Origin of the sequence: Arthrobacter sp. TB 26 (assembly GCF_000427315.1) — a bacterium.
Classification (GTDB): domain Bacteria; phylum Actinomycetota; class Actinomycetes; order Actinomycetales; family Micrococcaceae; genus Arthrobacter.
In genome coordinates, this window is sequence record NZ_AUPJ01000333.1 from 20,250 (window position 1) to 37,696 (window position 17,447).

20 protein-coding genes are annotated in these 17,447 nt (G+C 62.6%); 12 read left to right on the forward strand and 8 right to left on the reverse strand.

What is annotated here, in order from left to right:
* Positions 1 to 109: 109 nt before the first annotated feature.
* Positions 110 to 1,258 carry an APC family permease gene (locus K789_RS0112705; protein WP_024367077.1) on the forward strand — a complete coding sequence of 383 codons (1,149 nt, stop codon included), beginning with the start codon at positions 110 to 112 and terminating at the stop codon, positions 1,256 to 1,258.
* A gap of 102 nt (positions 1,259 to 1,360) precedes the next feature.
* Positions 1,361 to 2,566: an IS110 family transposase gene (locus K789_RS0112710; RefSeq protein WP_192815768.1), complete on the forward strand. Its 1,206-nt coding sequence runs from the start codon at positions 1,361 to 1,363 to the stop codon at positions 2,564 to 2,566.
* On the opposite strand, the gene K789_RS24640 is transcribed toward K789_RS0112710, so the two are convergent.
* Positions 2,524 to 3,204 (reverse strand): aldo/keto reductase, encoded by a 681-nt coding sequence (locus K789_RS24640; RefSeq protein WP_237739595.1) that lies wholly within the window; start codon positions 3,202 to 3,204, stop codon positions 2,524 to 2,526. The two genes, K789_RS0112710 and K789_RS24640, sit on opposite strands and share 43 nt — an antisense overlap.
* A gap of 220 nt (positions 3,205 to 3,424) precedes the next feature.
* Between K789_RS24640 and K789_RS0112715 the strand changes: the two genes are divergently transcribed.
* Both K789_RS0112715 and K789_RS24060 read left to right on the forward strand, forming a co-directional pair.
* The gene (locus K789_RS0112715) at positions 3,425 to 3,787 is read left to right on the forward strand and encodes an EthD domain-containing protein (protein WP_024367079.1); all 363 of its coding nucleotides are present in this window, start codon (positions 3,425 to 3,427) and stop codon (positions 3,785 to 3,787) included.
* Positions 3,788 to 3,851: 64 nt separating this feature from the next.
* Entirely contained in the window at positions 3,852 to 4,568 is a 717-nt protein-coding gene (locus K789_RS24060) for a FadR/GntR family transcriptional regulator (protein WP_024367080.1), read from the forward strand.
* Here K789_RS24060 and K789_RS24065 read toward each other — a convergent pair.
* Positions 4,561 to 5,166 (reverse strand): hypothetical protein, encoded by a 606-nt coding sequence (locus K789_RS24065; RefSeq protein WP_024367081.1) that lies wholly within the window; start codon positions 5,164 to 5,166, stop codon positions 4,561 to 4,563. The two genes, K789_RS24060 and K789_RS24065, sit on opposite strands and share 8 nt — an antisense overlap.
* 361 nt (positions 5,167 to 5,527) lie before the next feature.
* On the opposite strand from K789_RS24065, the gene K789_RS0112730 reads away from it, so the two are divergent.
* The 3 genes from K789_RS0112730 (at position 5,528) to K789_RS0112735 (ending at position 7,201) form a co-directional block, all read left to right on the forward strand.
* Entirely contained in the window at positions 5,528 to 5,962 is a 435-nt protein-coding gene (locus K789_RS0112730) for a cupin domain-containing protein (RefSeq protein ID WP_024367082.1), read from the forward strand.
* A gap of 62 nt (positions 5,963 to 6,024) precedes the next feature.
* Positions 6,025 to 6,372 carry a cupin domain-containing protein gene (locus tag K789_RS23040; protein ID WP_157835687.1) on the forward strand — a complete coding sequence of 116 codons (348 nt, stop codon included), beginning with the start codon at positions 6,025 to 6,027 and terminating at the stop codon, positions 6,370 to 6,372.
* Positions 6,373 to 6,382: 10 nt separating this feature from the next.
* Positions 6,383 to 7,201, forward strand: coding sequence for a fumarylacetoacetate hydrolase family protein (locus K789_RS0112735; RefSeq protein ID WP_024367083.1), 819 nt, complete (start codon positions 6,383 to 6,385; stop codon positions 7,199 to 7,201).
* Between the two features lie 34 nt (positions 7,202 to 7,235).
* On the opposite strand, the gene K789_RS26465 is transcribed toward K789_RS0112735, so the two are convergent.
* Both K789_RS26465 and K789_RS26470 read right to left on the reverse strand, forming a co-directional pair.
* Positions 7,236 to 7,511, reverse strand: a complete 276-nt coding sequence (locus K789_RS26465) for an SDR family NAD(P)-dependent oxidoreductase (RefSeq protein WP_272943969.1) — start codon at positions 7,509 to 7,511, stop codon at positions 7,236 to 7,238.
* Entirely contained in the window at positions 7,511 to 7,996 is a 486-nt protein-coding gene (locus K789_RS26470) for an SDR family NAD(P)-dependent oxidoreductase (protein WP_202805081.1), read from the reverse strand. Before K789_RS26470 ends, K789_RS26465 begins: the two co-directional genes overlap by 1 nt.
* 53 nt (positions 7,997 to 8,049) lie before the next feature.
* On the opposite strand from K789_RS26470, the gene K789_RS0112745 reads away from it, so the two are divergent.
* The 5 genes from K789_RS0112745 to K789_RS0112765 all read left to right on the forward strand — a co-directional run bounded on the left by K789_RS0112745 (position 8,050) and on the right by K789_RS0112765 (position 14,065).
* Positions 8,050 to 9,546, forward strand: a complete 1,497-nt coding sequence (locus K789_RS0112745; protein WP_084507523.1) for an MFS transporter — start codon at positions 8,050 to 8,052, stop codon at positions 9,544 to 9,546.
* 17 nt (positions 9,547 to 9,563) lie between these two features.
* Positions 9,564 to 10,688 (forward strand): SDR family oxidoreductase, encoded by a 1,125-nt coding sequence (locus K789_RS0112750; protein ID WP_128081625.1) that lies wholly within the window; start codon positions 9,564 to 9,566, stop codon positions 10,686 to 10,688.
* A gap of 225 nt (positions 10,689 to 10,913) precedes the next feature.
* Positions 10,914 to 11,906 carry a Gfo/Idh/MocA family oxidoreductase gene (locus K789_RS24645; RefSeq protein WP_084507526.1) on the forward strand — a complete coding sequence of 331 codons (993 nt, stop codon included), beginning with the start codon at positions 10,914 to 10,916 and terminating at the stop codon, positions 11,904 to 11,906.
* Positions 11,907 to 12,182: 276 nt separating this feature from the next.
* Positions 12,183 to 12,779, forward strand: coding sequence for a recombinase family protein (locus K789_RS0112760; protein ID WP_024367088.1), 597 nt, complete (start codon positions 12,183 to 12,185; stop codon positions 12,777 to 12,779).
* Positions 12,780 to 13,045: 266 nt separating this feature from the next.
* Positions 13,046 to 14,065, forward strand: coding sequence for an IS110 family transposase (locus K789_RS0112765; protein WP_237739596.1), 1,020 nt, complete (start codon positions 13,046 to 13,048; stop codon positions 14,063 to 14,065).
* A 177-nt stretch (positions 14,066 to 14,242) separates the two neighbouring features.
* Here K789_RS0112765 and K789_RS23050 read toward each other — a convergent pair whose 3' ends face one another.
* From K789_RS23050 to istA, 4 genes are read right to left on the reverse strand one after another with little or no spacing between them, the layout of a single operon-like run.
* Positions 14,243 to 15,058 (reverse strand): PH domain-containing protein, encoded by an 816-nt coding sequence (locus K789_RS23050; protein WP_035739702.1) that lies wholly within the window; start codon positions 15,056 to 15,058, stop codon positions 14,243 to 14,245.
* 16 nt (positions 15,059 to 15,074) lie between these two features.
* Positions 15,075 to 15,362, reverse strand: a complete 288-nt coding sequence (locus tag K789_RS0112775) for an EAL domain-containing protein (RefSeq protein ID WP_024367090.1) — start codon at positions 15,360 to 15,362, stop codon at positions 15,075 to 15,077.
* Between the two features lie 37 nt (positions 15,363 to 15,399).
* Positions 15,400 to 16,158, reverse strand: a complete 759-nt coding sequence (gene istB / locus K789_RS0112780) for an IS21-like element helper ATPase IstB (protein WP_024365140.1) — start codon at positions 16,156 to 16,158, stop codon at positions 15,400 to 15,402.
* Positions 16,155 to 17,399 carry an IS21 family transposase gene (istA, locus tag K789_RS0112785; protein ID WP_024365141.1) on the reverse strand — a complete coding sequence of 415 codons (1,245 nt, stop codon included), beginning with the start codon at positions 17,397 to 17,399 and terminating at the stop codon, positions 16,155 to 16,157. Before istA ends, istB begins: the two co-directional genes overlap by 4 nt.
* Between the last annotated feature and the right edge of the window lie 48 nt (positions 17,400 to 17,447).

Below are 17,447 nucleotides of genomic sequence, written 5' to 3' on the forward strand. Positions count from 1 at the left end.
ACCGCCCCGCACCGGCAAATCCGCGAAAGCGGGGGAAACAGCCGGGAAGACGGCAGGATTTCGCGCGCGGCCGTCCGTTTTGCCGCTTCCGGCCGGGGCGGTTCCGCGGATGATTGGAGGAGTCAAGACCAACAGCAGCAAGCAGGCAGGGCTCGGCCTGTTCCGGGCCACCGGGATCTACGTCGGGGCGATCCTGGGCTCGGGCATCCTGGTCCTGCCGGCCATCGCCGCCAAGGAGGCCGGGCCGGCGTCGCTCGTGGCCTGGGCCCTACTGCTGGTGTTCTGCACCCCCGTGGCCTTCAGTTTCGCTGAGATGAGCCGCCAGCAGCCCGACGCCGGCGGAATCGCCCACTTTGTCACGCGCGCCTACGGACGCCGTGCCTCGGTCGTGGCCGGCTACCTCTTCTACTTCGCCATTCCTTTCGGTGCCCCGGCGACGGCCGTGATCGGCGGCAACTACATCGCCCACGCGCTGGGCGGCGGGCGCGGGACGGCGTTGGTGGCCGCCGCGCTGCTGCTGGCCGCCGCCTTCGCGAGCAACGCCGTCGGGATCCGGATGTCCAGCGGCATCCAGCTGGTGCTGATGGTGCTGCTCGTCGGACTGCTGGCACTGGCCGTTGCCCTGGCTGCACCGTTTGCCCGGGCGGAGAACTTCGAGCCGTTCGCGCCGCACGGCTACTGGGCCGTGGGCGGCGTGGCCAGCCTGCTCTTCTTCTGCTTCGCCGGCTGGGAGGCGGTCACGCATATCGCCGGTGAGTTCCGCCACCCGGAACGCGACCTCAAACGGGCCACCTGGCTCACCCTGATCGTGGTCGGTGTGATCTACCTCGGCGTCGTCTCGGCCTCGGTCGCCGTGCTGGGCCCCGCACTGCCGGGCAGCGAGGTGCCGATCGCGCAGCTGCTCGAAAAGGGGCTGGGCGGACTCGCGGCGCCGCTGACCGCCGTCGCCGCCGCGGTGCTGACCTTCGGCCCGGTCAACACCTTTGTCGCCGGCGCCAGCAGGCTGGGGGCAAGCCTGGCGTCCGACGGCGTCCTGCCGCGGCCCCTCGCGCGGGGCGCCGGTCCGGGGGAGGTGCCCACGGCCAGCCTGGGACTGCTGGGGGTGATGACGTTGCTGTCCTTATGTTGTTACCGGGATCAGTTCCTCGGCCGTTGTAGGGTCGTGGCTACCCAGGGGAGGAGGGTATGGCTTTGGTTGCTGTGCCGGACATTTTGTGTGACGGCTTCGAAGGATTGGCCGCCCGCCACCCCGCGATGACCCGACCGCTGATTGAGAGACGCGACGTGATCGCCGGATAAGGACACGACGGCGCGGTTATCTGCTGGGCCCTTACCCAAACCGACAGACTGGAGGCTGTTCTTGGTGCAACTATGGGCCGGCATTGATGCCGGCAAAGCCCATCATCACTGCGTTGTGATCGACGCCGACGGAAACCGGCTGCTCTCACAACGAGTCCCCAACGACGAACCAGCCCTGTTCCAACTCCTCGCCGGCGTGCTCGAGCTCGCAGACGGTGACGAGGTGGTGTGGGCGACCGATCTAAACCATGGCGGACCGGCGCTGCTAATAGCCCTGCTCGTCGGTCACGGCCAGAACATCCTCTACATCCCCGGCCGGACGGTGCATCACGCCTCCAAGATCTACCGCGGCGAAGGCAAGACAGATGCCAAAGACGCTGCAGTCATCGCCGACCAGGCCCGGATGCGAACTGACCTGCAACCGTTGCGTGCAGGGGACGAGATCAGCACAGGGCTGCGGCTCCTCACTGCCCGTCGTGCCGATAAAGCCGCGGACCGCGTCCGGGCGATCAACCGTCTTCAGGCCCAGCTGCCGGAATACTTCCCGGCGCTGGAGCGGGCCTTTGACTACAGCCGTTCCAAAGCCGCACTGTTGTCGCTGACGAAACACCGGACTCCGGACGGGATCCGCCGCGCTGGCGAAGCCAGGATCCACGCTTGGCTGAAGAAGAACGGTGCCCGGTCCTCGGCAGCAGTTGCCGCAGCAGCCGTTGAGGCTGCAAAATCCCAGCACACCACCGTTCCCGCCCAGCACGTCGGGGAGGGGATCGTCGCCGCACTCGCCCGGGAAATCCTCATCCTGAACGAGGAACTCGCCAAACTCGATGCACTGATCAGGGACAAAGTCACCGAACACCAGCACACGCAGGTGCTGTTGAGCATGCCCGGCTTCGGGCCCGTCCTCGCCGCGGAATTCCTTGGCGCCACCGGCGGTGACCTCACCGTCTTCCAGTCCGCCGACCGGTTCGCAGGCGTCGTCGGACTGGCCCCTGCACCCCGGGACTCCGGAAAGATCAGCGGCAACCACCATAGGCCCAGACGCTACGACCGCCGGCTCCTGCGCGTCTTCTACCTCTCCGGACTCTCGGCGCTGAAGTCCTGTCCCGCTTCGCGCGGCTACTACGACCGCAAACGAATTGAAGGGAAATCCCACATTCAAGCAATGCTCTCGCTTGCACGACGGCGCCTCAATGTCCTCTGGGCCATGCTCCGTGACGGCACCACCTACTCGCCAGCTCCGACCCAGGAGCCGCGACTGGCTTCCTGAGCAAGCCGAGGAAGCCAGACGGCGAAAACCGGATAATTCCGTAAGGGCGGGGTGTCCATGATCGGCGGCGAGCTCGACGGCTCCGTAGCTGTCGTCTTCGGGATTGATCGTGACCCCGGTGCCACGATTTCATCGATCCGGTTGAGGACCTCGGTGCTGAGGGAACGACGGCCGCGGACAGCTGGGAGTTGAGCTGTTCGATCATGCGCGCGGGCGGATGGTCGCCGACGTGACGCCGGGTAGCGGATGATGAATGCGATCGCGAGTTCGATCAGTGTCAGCCCGGATTCGTCGGCGAGTTGGGCGAGCTGTTCGACGGTATCGAATTTGCGCTGGTTCGCGGGGGTGTCATGTCGAAGCGAACGGGGAGCCGCTTCCGCACGCCTGATATGTGGGTGCGAGGAGCCGGTGTCCTTCCGGCACTTGCCGGAGAGCCAGCCTTCGGTGAGAGGGCTGTAAGTAAGACTCCCCATGCCGTGCCGTTGCGTCGTGGGGAGGGCGTCGTTCTCCGGCGCCGCGGACGATCGAGTAGGGCGCGGCTGCTCGGTGATGAACCGTTCCAGATTGCGATCGCCCGAGGCCCATTGCGCTTCGACGATCTGGCTCGCTGAGTATTGCGACGAGCTGATGTCGCGCACCCTTGTTTGGCGGGACAAAGTCAGTGTGAGCGGCGAGCGTCTCTTCTACGTCCGTTCCGGGTCGGGGCAAGCCTGCTCCTGATCCAGCCCCTGGAAGGAGGCGCTGCTTCAGGGCACTGTCGCCGATATTAGTAATATTGGTTATAGTGGATTAAGGTCGAGTCATTTTGTCATTCGACCCACCTGCTAGCAGGTCCACGCCCAACGAAGGGAACCGTCCGTGACCACCGGAAAAGTACGTAATTTCACCCTCCTCACTAAGCGAGATGATTTGACCCTGGAGCAGTTCCGTGACCACTGGCGGGCGGTTCACGCTCCGATCGCGGCCGAGCTGCCAGGTCTCCTGTCCTACACCCAGCACCATGTCACTGACACTGGGGAACGTGCCACGTTCCCTGCGCCGGAGCGAATGGTTGACGGGATTGTTGAGATGACGTTCGAGAGCCGCGAGGCAATGGATGCCGCTTTGAGTGGCTCAGTTGGGTTGGCATTGGTTGAGGATGCCGCGAATTTCATGTCGCAGATGCGGATGTACGTGGTTGAAGACTTCGTGATTGTCGAGGATCGGATGCTGGCTCTCTGACGTCTCCTGCGCCGATTGCCTAGTACCGTAGAGATACAAAGCAATATATCGAAGGAAGTGACCTGTGATTTCGGAGTCGAAAGCGACGAGGCTGGCGTCCCAGATCCAGATGCGCATAGAGCAAGACGGACTTGAGCCCGGTACGCCCGTCGGGACCAAGGCAGATTTGGTCGCTCAGTATAAAGTTGCTCCCGGCACGCTCAACGAGGCCCTCCGGTTGCTCCAAAACCGTGGCTACCTGGAGTTAAGGGTCGGGCCCCGTGGTGGGGCCTTTGTTGCTCAGACGGTGGGCCGTTTGAAGATGTCTCACACGCTTCTGGCGGTTCAAGACGACCCCCAGCAACTTGCCGACGCATTCCAGGCACAGGATGCCCTTGAGGAACATATTGCGATGGGCGCTGCAGCGGTGTGCGGCCCGGACGATGTGCCGCGCCTTCGAAGGGCTCTCGAGCAGCTCAGGGCGGCGGCACATGATCCGGCGCAGGTCCTGAGTGCGATCTGGGAGATAGACCGCCAGATCGCACTCACGTCTCCCAACAAATTTCTATCCGAAATGTACTGCCTCGTTTTGGATAATATCGAGATCCACGTTGACCGTTGGCCCTCTGTCGTCGGTGGTGAGCGGCCCATGGCGCGCATCCATGAGGAACTGGTCCTGGCCGTGATCCGCAACGACGTCGAGGCGGCACAGCGCCTTGCGCACGAGCATTCACCCATCGACTACCTCGACGTGGCACGCGAAACGCGCAACCGCAGAACTGGCGTGCAGTCGGCTAGCTGACTGCACGCCCGCCGTTGAGCATCAGTTCGGCGGCTTCTTTAGCCCCTTGGCCAACTCGGACTCCAACCTTGGCCGCAGCGTCGTTGGCTGCAGAGATAACGCCTCCGTAGGTGCTTGATGCATCGCCGATTCGTGCGGAATCGGCCGATACTGCGGCTGCCGCGATTCCGTGAAGGTCCAGCTCAGCGAGCCCCTCGATCCCAGAGTCGTCCAACGCTCGACCGGCGTCGTTGACGATCACACCTTTGGGATTGATCTCGAGCACGTAGAGCGCCATGGTCTTCGCGCCATGGGAAGCGAGCAAGAAGACGTCCGAGGGGTGCTGTCCTGTGACCCTGGATGATGACCAGCACGAATAGATTCCGCCCTGATCGGTTTCGAGCAGGGTGACGGTGCTTTCGTCCACAATGCCCGTGACATCCCGGAATTCGCCCGGTGAGGTCCGGGCCAGCATAATGCGCGTGGCTTCCTGGCCCGTGATGCCTGGCTCGAGTCCGAGCGCGGCGGCGGATTTGTTGACTCGGGAGATGGTTCCCTCAAGCAGGCCCATGCCGTCGGCGATCCGCGCTGACATGGTGGCAACTGCGGCGGCGGGCACTCCAAAGCGATCCGAGATCTCCAGGCCGGCAACACCTGCGTCATCCAGGCCCGGGCCGGCCTCGTGCGCAAGCCACCCGCGGGNCGGGCGCCCCGTCGGACGGGAAGCACGCCGGTCGGGGCGCCGGCGAAAGAACCGCCGACAACAACATCGTTGCGGTGATCATCGGATTCGAATGACGTGAGTGAGTTGGCCACAAGAATTCGGCCGGTTTCGTCTTCGTGGACCACTCGGTAGTCGAAGTAGGAGTCTTTTTGGGTGCTCATGGATGGTTCCTCTCGTAAGGGTTGTCGATATTCATAATAACGAATATATTAGTTATGTCACTAGTCAATGCCGACAATGAAAGAGGACCGATCTTATGAGCGAGTTGCGTCTCGACGTTAAGCCCATGGTTACCAAGGCGGGAGAGGAGCCAGGGAACACTGCCCAGTCCGGCGGCGCGGTCCGGGTCTCGGGTGTCAGCATCCAGCACACCCCCGCGACGAAGATCTGGTTCGGGCGGGTCTCGAATGATCCCGGTTATCGTTCCTTTCCCCATCACCACGGGGAAGCTGAGACCGGCGGCTACGTTCTCAAGGGGCATGGGCGGATCTACTTCGGCGAGCATTTCTCTGAGTTCGTTGACATGTTCGAAGGTGATTGGGTGTTCGTCCCACCGTTCATGCCACACGTCGAGGTAAACATGAGCACGACGGACGAACTCGTCTGGCTGACGACAAGGACGCCGGACAATATCGTCGTCAACCTTCCCGACGTTGATGACTCAACGCTTGAGGGATATCGCCGCGCGTGAGCGACGCTCCCGGACTCGGAAGTTTCGGCGCTAGCCGGCCGGTAGAGCGCCCAGCACTACCCTTGTCGCTTGACGCATGGGTGACGCTGGCGGGCGTTGATCCGCTTCCTCTGCTCAATGATGAAGACCGGCTGTTGCTCGGTGTGAACGTTTTTGAGCCCGGCGAGACTTTCACCAACCATTTCCACCGCGTCCTCACCGAGACCTTTATCGGTCTCTCGGGCGAAATCGAGGTTTGGCTCGACAGTTCATCGCGTCACGTTCTTGCTGCGGGAGAGGTGTTGAGCGTTCCCCCCGGTGTGGAACACTTTCTTCGCAACGTTCGGCAGTCCCGGGCAGTGATCGCATACCTGAAATCGCCCAATGCACCGGATGATCGGATAGAGCTTCCGTGGACTCCTTCGACCTGAAAGAAATCACATGAAATTGGGCACTGCCCGTATCGGCGACTCCACCCGCGCATTCCGCATCAGCGGGGATCGGGCTGACTACTTCGATGCGAAGGATGTCGGCGAACTCCTCAGCCAGCCGGACTGGCGTTCGCTTGCGACCCGCCGTGGTGATGTACCCGTGGGATCTGCCCTGGTATCGCCAGTCACCCAGCCACGGAAGTTTATTTGCGTGGGCTTGAATTACTACGACCACGCAGCCGAAGTGGGCAAGTCCGCTCCTGAATTCCCGACTCTATTCACGAAGGTCCCTACTGCCATCACCGGTCCCCGGGATGACATTGTGCTTCCGGCCTTGAGCACCGAGATCGACTGGGAGGCGGAGCTGACGGTGGTTATCGGGCAACAGGTAAAAAACGCGGACGATCAGCAGGCCGCTGCAGCCATCGCCGGCTACACGGTCATCAACGACGTCAGCGTCAGAGATTGGCAGCGCCGGACCAGCGAGTGGTTCCAAGGGAAAAACTTCGACAGAAGTACCCCGGTGGGGCCATATGTCGTCACGCCCGACGAGATAGACACGGGCGCCGGGCTCACAATACGCACAGAGGTGAACGGCGTGGCCGAGCAACAAGGCAGCACCTCGGAGCTTATTTTCAGCCCGGTGGAACTGATTCGATATATCAGTCAATTTCTCACGCTCGAACCTGGGGACCTTATAGCAACCGGAACCCCCGGGGGAGTGGGTTTCATTCGGAAGCCTCCCCGCTTCCTCGCCGATGGGGATCTCCTTGAGACGACGATCGAAGGAATCGGGACGCTGAGCAACACGATACGGTTCGAAAACTAAGGGTGGGCTCCGCAGGGGGCCCACCCTTTGCCCATCAGTGTGCCGTGTATCCGCCGTCGACCACGAGTTCGGTTCCCGTGACGAAACTGGACTCGTCCGAGGCCAGGAACAAAACGGCGTTGGCGATTTCATGAGGTGTACCGCGGCGCTTGAGCAGGTGGTCGGAGACGATCCGTTTCGAGTGCTCGTCCGCGCCAGCGGGATTGTTTGCCGCTGCCGCTTGCGCCATCGGCGTCTCAATCGACCCAGGGTGGAGCGAATTCACGCGAATGCCGAACTGCGCCAGGTCCGCAGCATCCGCCTTGCTCATCAGCCGCACCGCCCCCTTGGCAGAGTGATAAAGCGCCAGCGCCGAGGTTCCTCCACCAGGCCAGCGATGGATGAGAAGTTGATGATACTTCCCCCGCCGGCCTCGATCATGTGGGGAACGGTCGCCTTCGATACCGCCCAGGTCCCCTTGACGTTCACCGAGAACACGAAGTCGAATTCCTCACTCGTTGACATGTACCCGGGCTTGGCCGGCCCGAGGACACCGGCAGTATTAACCAGCACATTCGGTCGGGAGTGGTCGCGAACGAAGGCGTCCACGGCTGCGGACACAGCGTTCTCGTCGGTGATGTCCACGGACGCATAGTACGCGTTCGCGCCCGCAAGGATTGACCCTGGACGCGGCGCCTCCAGCACATCAAGCCCCAACACCGTAGCGCCCTCGGCGAGGAACCGTCCGGCGATGACGTTTCCCAGGCCCCCTTCAGCCCCGGTAATAAGTGCGGTCTTGCCTCGTAGTCTGTCCACGGCGATGTGATCCTCTCAGGTACCAGCAGTTGAAAATAACCAATATAACGAATATGGTGAATCTCACGGTACCCGAAGCTGTTCGGAAACCGCACACAGGCAGTCTGACCGGATCGGGCTTCATCGACGAAGCACCGGGGCTGTTACATTTCGTATTAGTGAAAGGCACTGCAATGACGCATGGCATTACACAGGCTCCCGGTGGGTCGGGTCTGCGGGAAGACATCCTTCTCCGTACCGTATTCTGGCGCATCATCCCTTTCGTGGTGGTGATGCAGTTCATCTCCCAACTTGACCGCGCCAACTTGGCTATTCTCGCCGCGCCGATCGACAAATCCCTGGGAATGACCGCGACGGCGTTCGGTTTTGCCGCCGGTCTGTTCTTTTGGGGTTACGTACTCTTCGAGATCCCGAGCAACGTCGCCCTCACGAAGTACGGCAGCCGCAGGTGGCTCGCACGGATTATCATCTCCTGGGGGCTGGTGACTGCGCTCACCGCATTGGTGCAAAACGACTTCCAGCTGGGGCTTGCAAGGTTCCTGCTCGGTGCGACAGAGGCCGGGCTCAGCCCCGGGATTATCCTGTTCATCACGCTGTGGTTCCGGAAGCGCAAGCAGACCAAGCCCCTGATGTACTTCCAGCTCGCGGTTCCGCTTGCGTTCATGTTCGGTTCGCTCATCACCTCAGGACTCCTGCAGCTGTTCCTTTCCATCGATCCGCTTGAGGGATGGCGTTGGGTATTTGTCGTCGAAGGTGCAATCACCATGGTCATCGGGTTAGTGGTCTTGCGTTTCCTTCCGTCCACCCCGCACGAGGCAAAGTGGCTTTCGCAAGACGACGCCGACTTCCTCACCGCCCAGGTAAGGTCTGAGCTTCCGGAAGACAGGCACGACGGCGTTGGAGAGTTCAAACGCATCCTCATCACCCTTCGCAATAGCAAGACGTGGTACCTGTCCATCACCTACTTCCTCTCGCTCACCGGGTTCTGGGCCGTGACCTTCTTCCTGCCGCAGATCATCTCCGCAAGCTTGGGGACCTCGGCGGTCAACAGCGGGTTCATCTCGGCCATCCCCTGGACCTTCGTGTTCTTCAGCATCCTGCTGGTTCAGCGACTCACCCGGAACTCCGAACACCACGTCCGGTGGCTCGTAGCCTTGTACGCGATGTCCGCTGTTGCCCTTGCTGTAGCCGCGTTCGTCAACAACCCGTGGATTGCCCTCGTGGGCCTGACGGTCGCCCTGTGCGGGGTCCAGTCCGCGGCCCCCCTCTTTTACGGACTCCAGACCACCGTCTTCACCGGCGTCATGGCTGCTGTCCTGTTGGCCATGGTGAACTCGATCGGCAACGTTGGCGGATTCGTCGGACCCATCATCTTCGGCTTCGCGAAAGACGCCACGGGTAGCAACTCCACCGGAATCGCGATCATGTCAGTCTTCCTGCTGCTCGCGGCAATCCTCGTAGCCTTCGCTCGCAAAGTCCTCCCGCCGGTGCCTAAGCGTACCGAGTCCAAAGATCAAACCGTCCAGCAGCAACCCGCTGTCGACGCATAATCGCAGAGGAACAAACATTGGCTCGTCAGAATAAGGCGATCGTAATTGGATCCACCGGCGTCTCGGGCGCCGCACTTGTTCATAAACTCGAACATGAAGGATTCGAAGTATGGGGAGTATCGCGCGGCAACACCGGCTCCCCGACAGGGGCCCGTACCATCGCCGTCGATTTGGCCGGCGAGTCCGACCTGCGTGAGATCACCGAGCTCGCTCCGACCCACGTTTTCTACACTGCCTGGAAACGCCACCCCACAGAAGCCGAAAACATTGCCGTGAACGGCATGATGGTGCGGCGGGCGTTGGAGGCCGCAGGAAAAGGAGGAGCTGTGCAACACGTAGCCCTCGTCACCGGGCTCAAACAGTACATCGGACCGCCTGAACTGCAGGGCACCATCCCAACGCCTGACACACCGTTCAAGGAAGACGCGCCCAGGCTTCCAATCAAGATGTTCTACTACGCCCAAGAGGACGAGCTATTCCGTGCCGCCGAAACCTATGCGTTTGCCTGGAGCGTCCACCGGGCACATACCATCGTTGGGCATGCTGTCGGTAACGCCATGAACATCGCTGCCACACTCGGAGCCCAGGCAGCAATCTGCAGAGAAGAGGGACGGCCATTCGTGTTCCCCGGGTCGCGGGTTCGTTGGGATGGGCTTGGCGACATGACGGACGCCGATTTGCTCGCGGATCATATGCATTGGGCAGCAACAACCCCCGGCGTTGGCAACGAGGCGTACAACGTCGTCAACGGCGACGTGTTCCGCTGGCGCACAATGTGGCCGCTCATCGCAGAGATGCTCGGAGTTCAGGCTGCGGACTTCCCGGAAGAGCGCATGCCGTTGACCAAGCAAATGGTCGACAGCGAAGACACCTGGCGTCGGATCGCCCAACAAGACAACCTTGTTGAACCGGACGTCAACCGAGTCGCTTCATGGTGGCACACCGACGGGGACCTCGGCCGGTGGATCGAGATGCTCGCCGACATGTCTAAAAGCCGGCGTGCCGGCTACACCGGCTACATCGCCACCGACGACAGCTTCCGAAAGACCTTTGAGCAATACCGTGAATCCCACGTACTACCCCGGATACGCGCTCAACGCCCCCATCTGGTTCCGTCCGATCGCGTTGCTCCCGGGTATTGACCCAAACTGCAGACGGGCCTCTCCGTTCGAAAGGCCCGTCTGCATCCTCTGCGCTGTTTGGGACGCCTCAGAAACCCAACGTCGTGCTCTGCCGGTTGCCCGTCTCTGGCCGCGCCAGCTCCCATCCGTGCCCCGGAAAACGACCACGAAGCGGGCGGTCCCAAACAATCCAGAAGCAGCTGGGCCCTTGACCGGACTGCAGAGAACCACTAGAAGGAAAAACCAATGACACTAGGTGTTGCATTACTTGGAGCAGGAAGAATCGGCGCAGTTCATGCCGGGGCCATCGCACAGCACAGCGATTCTAAGCTCCTCTACGTTCGCAGCCGTCATCCCGACACCGAGCGTCTGGCAGCCAGGTATCACGCCCATGCCGTTACAGACTTGGATACCATCTGGGGAGATCCTGCTGTTGACGCGGTGGTCATCGCGACGCCGACGCCCACACACTGCGATCTGATAGAGCAAGCAGTCGCAGCCGGAAAAGCCGTGCTCTGCGAAAAGCCGATTGACCAGAATATTGAACGCGTGGAGGAGACGTGGAAACGCATAGGTGCCGAGGGAGCGTCCCGCGTTCGAATCGGCTTCAACCGCCGCTTTGATCCGACGTTCCAGCTCGTGCGGGAACAACTCGATGCCGGAAGCGCCGGACGGCTGGAAGCCATCCACATCGTGACCCGGGTGGTTAACCCGCCCTCATATCGATATGTACAAGGATCCGGTGGATTGTTCCGGGACATGACCATCCACGACTTGGACCTCTTACGGTTCCTCGTCGACGAGGAACCAACGCGCATCTATGCTGCCGGGTCGGCCCTTGTCGACCCCGAACTCGCCGCATATGACGACATTGATTCAGCCAAGCTGCTCCTTGAATACGATTCCGGGATGCTTGTCACCATAGAGAATTCGCGACGCTCCGCGTACGGCTTCGACGGACGGGTGGAAATCTTCGGTTCCTCGGGCCAAGTAACGGCCCGNGAGTCGGCGGCGCCCCAGACGTATCAGTATCAAACGCCGAAGGCACCGGCCGACGTCCACGATTCGCCCAAGCACCCGACGTTGCTTTCGGGTCATCTTTTGCACGCCAATGGGAAGCGTTCGCTGACGCTATTTCCGAAGCACGACCCATTCCCGGTGCAACCTTTGCTGACGGATGGGCGGCCCTCTCAATCGCCATCGCAGCGAAACGATCTCATCAAGAGCGCCAGCCTGTAGAAATCAAAGGATCATTCGAAGAATACATGAGCTAAACAGCCCGCCGAGGTCGGACACTCGATCACAGGGAATGTCGCTGACGTGGACAGCGCAACTGGAACAAGCCCGGCCATCTGCTGTCTTGAAACGCTACAGCTTTCCAAGACACTGACTCACGACCGGATGAGCCGGCCAAGCGGCTGAGAAAGCCGGACCCGCCGATGTCTCGCTAACTCGTCTCACCATAAATCGTCTCAGCGAGGGCGTTCCGGGGACTTTCCGAGTCAGAATGGCTGAGTGAGACAACTGGGTTATACGCGCGTGAGTACTTCCGGCCAGGACGCCCAGCTTCAGCTTGACGCCTTGGTCGCCGTCGGCGTGCAGAAACGCGACGTCTTCGCCGATGTGACCTCGGGAAGCAAGACGGCAATCGAACGTCCCGGAGTGAAAAGGCTCCTCGATTACGCTGAGGAGGGCGACACCGTCGTTGTGTGGCGGGTCGACCGGTTGGGCAGGTCGCTGATCGACGTGCTCAACACAGTGGCCCTGCTGCGCGACCGGGGTGTCCATGTGCGCTCGATCGCTGACGACACTGACCCGGCGACCTCGACCGGGCGCATGATGCTGAATATGCTCGCCACCCTTGCCGAGTATGAGCGCGATCTGATCGTCGAGCGGGTCAACGCCGGCATCGCAGCCGCGAGGCAGAACGGCACACGCTTCGGCCGGCCGGTGTCCGACCCGAACGTCATCGCGGACAAGCTGGCGATCGCCCAGGACGCCCGCGCGAAGGGACGCACCGCGGAAGACGCCGCCCGCCTCGTCGGCTGGAGCCGCGCAACGCTCTACCGCTACCAGCAAGCCCTCGCTGAACGCGAGAGCACCGAACAATAGGTTCTCCTGAAGGGCGGGTGACGGACGCCCTCGCTGTCCAGCCTCGCCCAGGTAGCGCCCGCACCGGTAGAAAAGGTCCTCGCTGCGCTCGGGCTGTAGAAGTGTTTTTTCTGTTTTTTGCTGCTGTCCTTATGGTGTTGTCGGGTGGTTCCGTGGCCGTTGTAGGGTCGTGGCTGCCCGGGGGAGGCGGGTATGGCTTTGTTGCTGTGGCCGGACGACTCACGTCGTGACGGCTTCGTAGGATTGGCCGCCCGCCACCCCGCGTCGTGATCGATGCCGACGGAAAGCGGCTGCTCTCGCAGAAAATCCCCAACGACGAACCAGCCCTGCTTGAGCTCATCGCCGCCGTCCTGAAACGGGCCGACGGGGACGTTGTGCTCTGGGCGACGGACCTGAACCACGGCGGCCCGGCGCTGCTGATCGCCATCCTCGTGGCTCACGGCCAGAGCATTCTCTACATCCCGGGCCGGATCGTCCACCACGCCTCCAAGCTCTACCGCGGCGAAGGCAAAACGGACGCGAAAGACGCCGCTGTGATAGCTGATCAGGCCCGGATGCGCCGCGACCTGCAACCGCTGCGGGCCGGGGGCGAGATCAGTACAGGGCTGCGGATCCTCACCGCCCGCCGGGCCGACAAATCCGCGGACCGGGTGCGGGCGATCAACCGCCTGCAGGCCCAGCTGCTGGAGTACTTCCCCGCGCTGGAGCGGGCCTTTGACTACAGCCGCTCCAAGGCCGCTCTGCTGCTGCTGACCAGACACCGCACGCCGGACGGGATCCGCCGCACCGGCCAGACCAGACTCCAAGCTTGGCTGAAGAAACACGGCACCCGATCCTCCGCCGCAGTCGCCCAAGCCGCCATCGACGCCGCGAAATCCCAGCACACCACCGTCCCCGCCCAGCACCTCGGGGAACAGATCGTCGCCGCCCTCACCCGGGAAATCATCACCCTGAACGAGGAACTGGCCGATCTTGATGCGCTGATCAGTCAGAGGGTCACCGAACACCAGCACACCCAGGTGCTGCTGAGCATGCCCGGCTTCGGCCCCGTCCTTGCCGCGGAGTTCCTCGGCGCCACCGGCGGAGACCTCACCGTCTTTCAGACCGCGGACCGGTTCGCTGGCGTCGCCGGACTCGTCCCCGCACCCCGGGACTCCGGAAGGATCAGCGGGAACCACCACCGCCCCCGGTGCTACGACCGCAGGCTCCTGCGCGTTTTCTACCTTTCGTCGCTCTCCGCCCTCAAGAGCTGCTCAGCGTCACGGACCGTGTGGAGGTCGACCTGAAGGGCACGCGTCGCACTGCTGAGGTAGACCAGGATCGTGAAGTGGGCGACGTCGCATTCGTCCGCGACGCGTTCCCACTCCGGGATCACCCACTGTCCACAGTCCGGTGGCGCGGAACCCAGCCGTGCCGTCGGGCAGACAGGAACCACTGCCGACCCAGGGAATCCTCAACGAGACTCAGGGCTGCAGGGACTTGTCCAGTCCGTGCGGGATTGACCGCGATAGGGTAGCCGCCGGTTGTGAGGATTCTCCCTGCATGGGAAACACCGGTGTGGTACGGGAAAGCTCGTTCATGCATTCTCTGAATTTTGCCGTGATGCCGTGGCCTTCGCCGTGACCCATATGCGAAATCATGACTGTGGGTGGTTTGATCCCTATGCGCAGGGTTTCGCCGGTGCTTTTCTTCCCCAGAACGATCCTGCCGATCGAGGAGAGGGGGACGTTCAAGGTCGGACTACCAAGGACGTCATCCTGCACAAACAAGAGACGCTGGTCCGTTAGAGCCACGATGCCCGGTTCGGAGGCCAGCTTCCCCTTGGCGACGGCGAGCACCCGTTCATCGCCGGCAAGGCTGCGGACTACGTTGCGGAATGCCCGCCGTCCCTCGAAGACGAGACCTGATGCCGCGCAAGCTTCTTCCATACCGTGGTAGTAGATTTTTCCGGCTGGCAGAGCTTCCTCAACGCTGAGAAGGTGTCCATGTTCTCGTTGTATGTCCTCTCCGCTGCTCCAGCAGATTGCGGTGCCCCGTTCCGTCTCCGTGACGGCTCCGGCCAGGCGGGACGCCGGCCGCCTCTTGCGCAGCGACCTCGGAATCTCGAGGAGGACGCCAGAGGCTTCGAATGATGGCGGCCTGAAGCCGTTCTTCCGTGCGGCGACGCCCAGAAGGGCCAGTGCCTCCTCTTTGCCGGCAAGGACCGTCCAAAGAACTGTCTGGGGAGCTACAAGCGTCGTTGTTTTGTTGATCGTTCTTCTCCGGTCGGGACGAGTCACGGCTGTTTCGTTGGGTCTAGTTGAACCGGCCAGCAGCCGGCCATGTCTGCAACCGCCAGTTCTCCCAGTCGCGTTCATCGATCGTCGGCCGTCCGAGAAGGAAGCCCTGTCCGGCCGTCATCCCGATTTCGGTGACAGCAGCCAGTTCGGCCTCGGTTTCGATGCCCTCCGCGACAACGGTGGCGCCGAGCCGGCGTGCGAACTCCGCCATTGCGGCGCCGAGCGCTTGCAGGCCTTCGTCGTCATGGATGCCAGTAATGAGGGTGCGGTCCAGTTTGTTAACGCCAACCCAAAACAGGGCCATTAGTGCCAGTTGAAAACAGGGCCACTTGTTGTTCGTTCTATTGTGCCGTACTGGCCGTGGGCTGGTGTTTTCTGAGCCGGTAGCTTTTGCCTTTGAGGCTGATGACGTCGGCGTGGTGGACGATCCGGTCGATCATGGCCGAGGCGATGGTCAGGTCCCCGAAGACGTCGCCCCAGCGGGCGAAGGGCAGGTTGGACGTCAGAATCATCGAGGCGTGTTCATAGCGGCTGGAGACCAGCTGAAAGAACAGGTTCGCGGCGTCCTGGTCAAACGGGATATAGCCGACTTCATCGACCACCAGGAGACTGTAGCGGCGTAGCTTGACCAGTTCCTGGGCGAGTTTCCCGCGGGAATGAGCCTCCTGCAGGCGGGCGACCCAGCCCGTCGCGGAGTCGAAGAGGACCCGGTGCCCGGCCTTGGCCGCCTTGATGCCGATGCCGACCGCGAGGTGGGTTTTGCCGGTGCCGGGAGGCCCGAGCAGGACCACGTTCTTGGCCTCGGAGAGAAATACGCTGGTGCCCAGGTGAGCGATGAGGTTCCGGTCCGCGGAGGGCTGGTGGTCGAAGTTGAACTCCTCGAGGTCCTTGTGCGCGGGGAACCGGGCGGCCTTGATCCGTGTCGCGGCTCCGGAGGCTTCGCGTTCGGAGACTTCCCGGGAGAGGACGGCGGCCAGATACTCCTCGTGCGACCAGCCGGCGTCCCGGGCCTGGTCCCCGAGGCGGCGGAACCCATCGCTGATCCGGGGTGCGCGCAGCGCACGGGCGTAGTACTCGATCTGCGAGGGTGTCCCGCTCATGACGCCGCCTCCAGCAGCACGGCCGGGTCCTGTCCGAGGTCGATGCCGAAGATCTCGTCGTAGGCGGCCAGATCCCGGATTTGCACGGCTTCCTCGGGTTCGGGGCGGCGCACCCGCTGGGTCCGGAAGTCCCGGCGCATCACCGCCGCGCGGGCGACATGGGCCGTGTCGGTCACCACCAGATGCCGCGCCCAGGCCCGGACGTGGGTGGCGATGAGCACCCCATCGTGCGTGACCCAGACGGTGTCCAGATCAGCGGTGACATCCACGATCCGCCCAATGAACGACGGGTCCACGGAATAGTCGTTGGAGAACACCCGCACGTAGTAATCCCGCGGCAGCCGCACCGCGTTGCGGAATACCGTGTCCGGTGTCACCGGCGGTAGTTCCCGCATCTTCTCCCGGTCCAGGACGATCAGCTCGTCAGGACGGCCGTGGCGGGACCGGGAATACCGGTGGTTGGCCTTGGGCAGCCAGTCCTCCAGCTGACCGTTGAAATCCGCTGGTGAGCGGAAGTCCCGGCCCGGCATGAAGCGTTGCCGGAAGAACCTGTTCATCCGCTCGACCATGCCCTTGGACTCCGGATCCCGCGGCGGCAGCAGTTTGACCTCCAGCCCCAAGGATCCGGCGAACGCGGCCACCGGCTCCGTGGGCCGGCGCCGACCGATGCCGGACTCGTTGTCCCACAACAGCCTGGACGGAACCGCCTGCGCATCCTGCAGCAGCGCCCACATCCCACCGATCAAATCCGGTGTCGTGCGGGAGGGCAGCATCCGTGCCTGGATGAATCCCGAGAACGCCGAGGTCATCACCAGCACCGGGGGCGTGTCAGTCTGACCCTCACCGACGGGTAGCGGATCATGCGGGAACCACAAATCGCACTGGACCTGGAATCCCGGCTCGTGGACCAGACGGTCGGCCGGGTCAGGCGGAGCGTATTCAGGCCGGATCGCGGCGACCTTCGCCCGGAACAGCGACGCGGAACCGGACCAACCAACCCGCTCCGCCAGCGTTGCGGCCGGCATCGTCGGAGTCTTCACCAACAGCTCCCGCACCCTGGGAGCAAACGCATCAAAACTCGATACTCCCGCTGCCCGCTGGTACTTCGGCACCCGGTCCGACTCCAGCGCACGCTCCACCGTTCCGCGGGAAACCCCCACGATCCTGCCGATCTCACGCTTCGAGTGCTTGCCCGTCGAAAACAGGTGGCGTATCTCCGCCCAATCATCCAAATTGATCACCTTCCATAATGGTCGGTGGCCCTGTTTTCAGTTGGCGTTCCTGGCCCT

What these genes read in the sequence shown, in the direction of transcription:
- K789_RS0112705 (WP_024367077.1), top strand. Translation starts at nt 110, where the DNA reads ATGATTGGAGGAGTCAAGACCAACAGCAGCAAGCAGGCAGGGCTCGGC.
- K789_RS0112730 (WP_024367082.1), top strand. Translation starts at nt 5,528, where the DNA reads ATGAGCGAGTTGCGTCTCGACGTTAAGCCCATGGTTACCAAGGCGGGA.
- K789_RS0112735 (WP_024367083.1), top strand. Translation starts at nt 6,383, where the DNA reads ATGAAATTGGGCACTGCCCGTATCGGCGACTCCACCCGCGCATTCCGC.
- K789_RS26465 (WP_272943969.1), bottom strand. Translation starts at nt 7,511, where the DNA reads ATGAGCAAGGCGGATGCTGCGGACCTGGCGCAGTTCGGCATTCGCGTG.
- K789_RS0112745 (WP_084507523.1), top strand. Translation starts at nt 8,050, where the DNA reads ATGGTGAATCTCACGGTACCCGAAGCTGTTCGGAAACCGCACACAGGC.
- K789_RS0112775 (WP_024367090.1), bottom strand. Translation starts at nt 15,362, where the DNA reads ATGGCCCTGTTTTGGGTTGGCGTTAACAAACTGGACCGCACCCTCATT.
- istB (WP_024365140.1), bottom strand. Translation starts at nt 16,158, where the DNA reads ATGAGCGGGACACCCTCGCAGATCGAGTACTACGCCCGTGCGCTGCGC.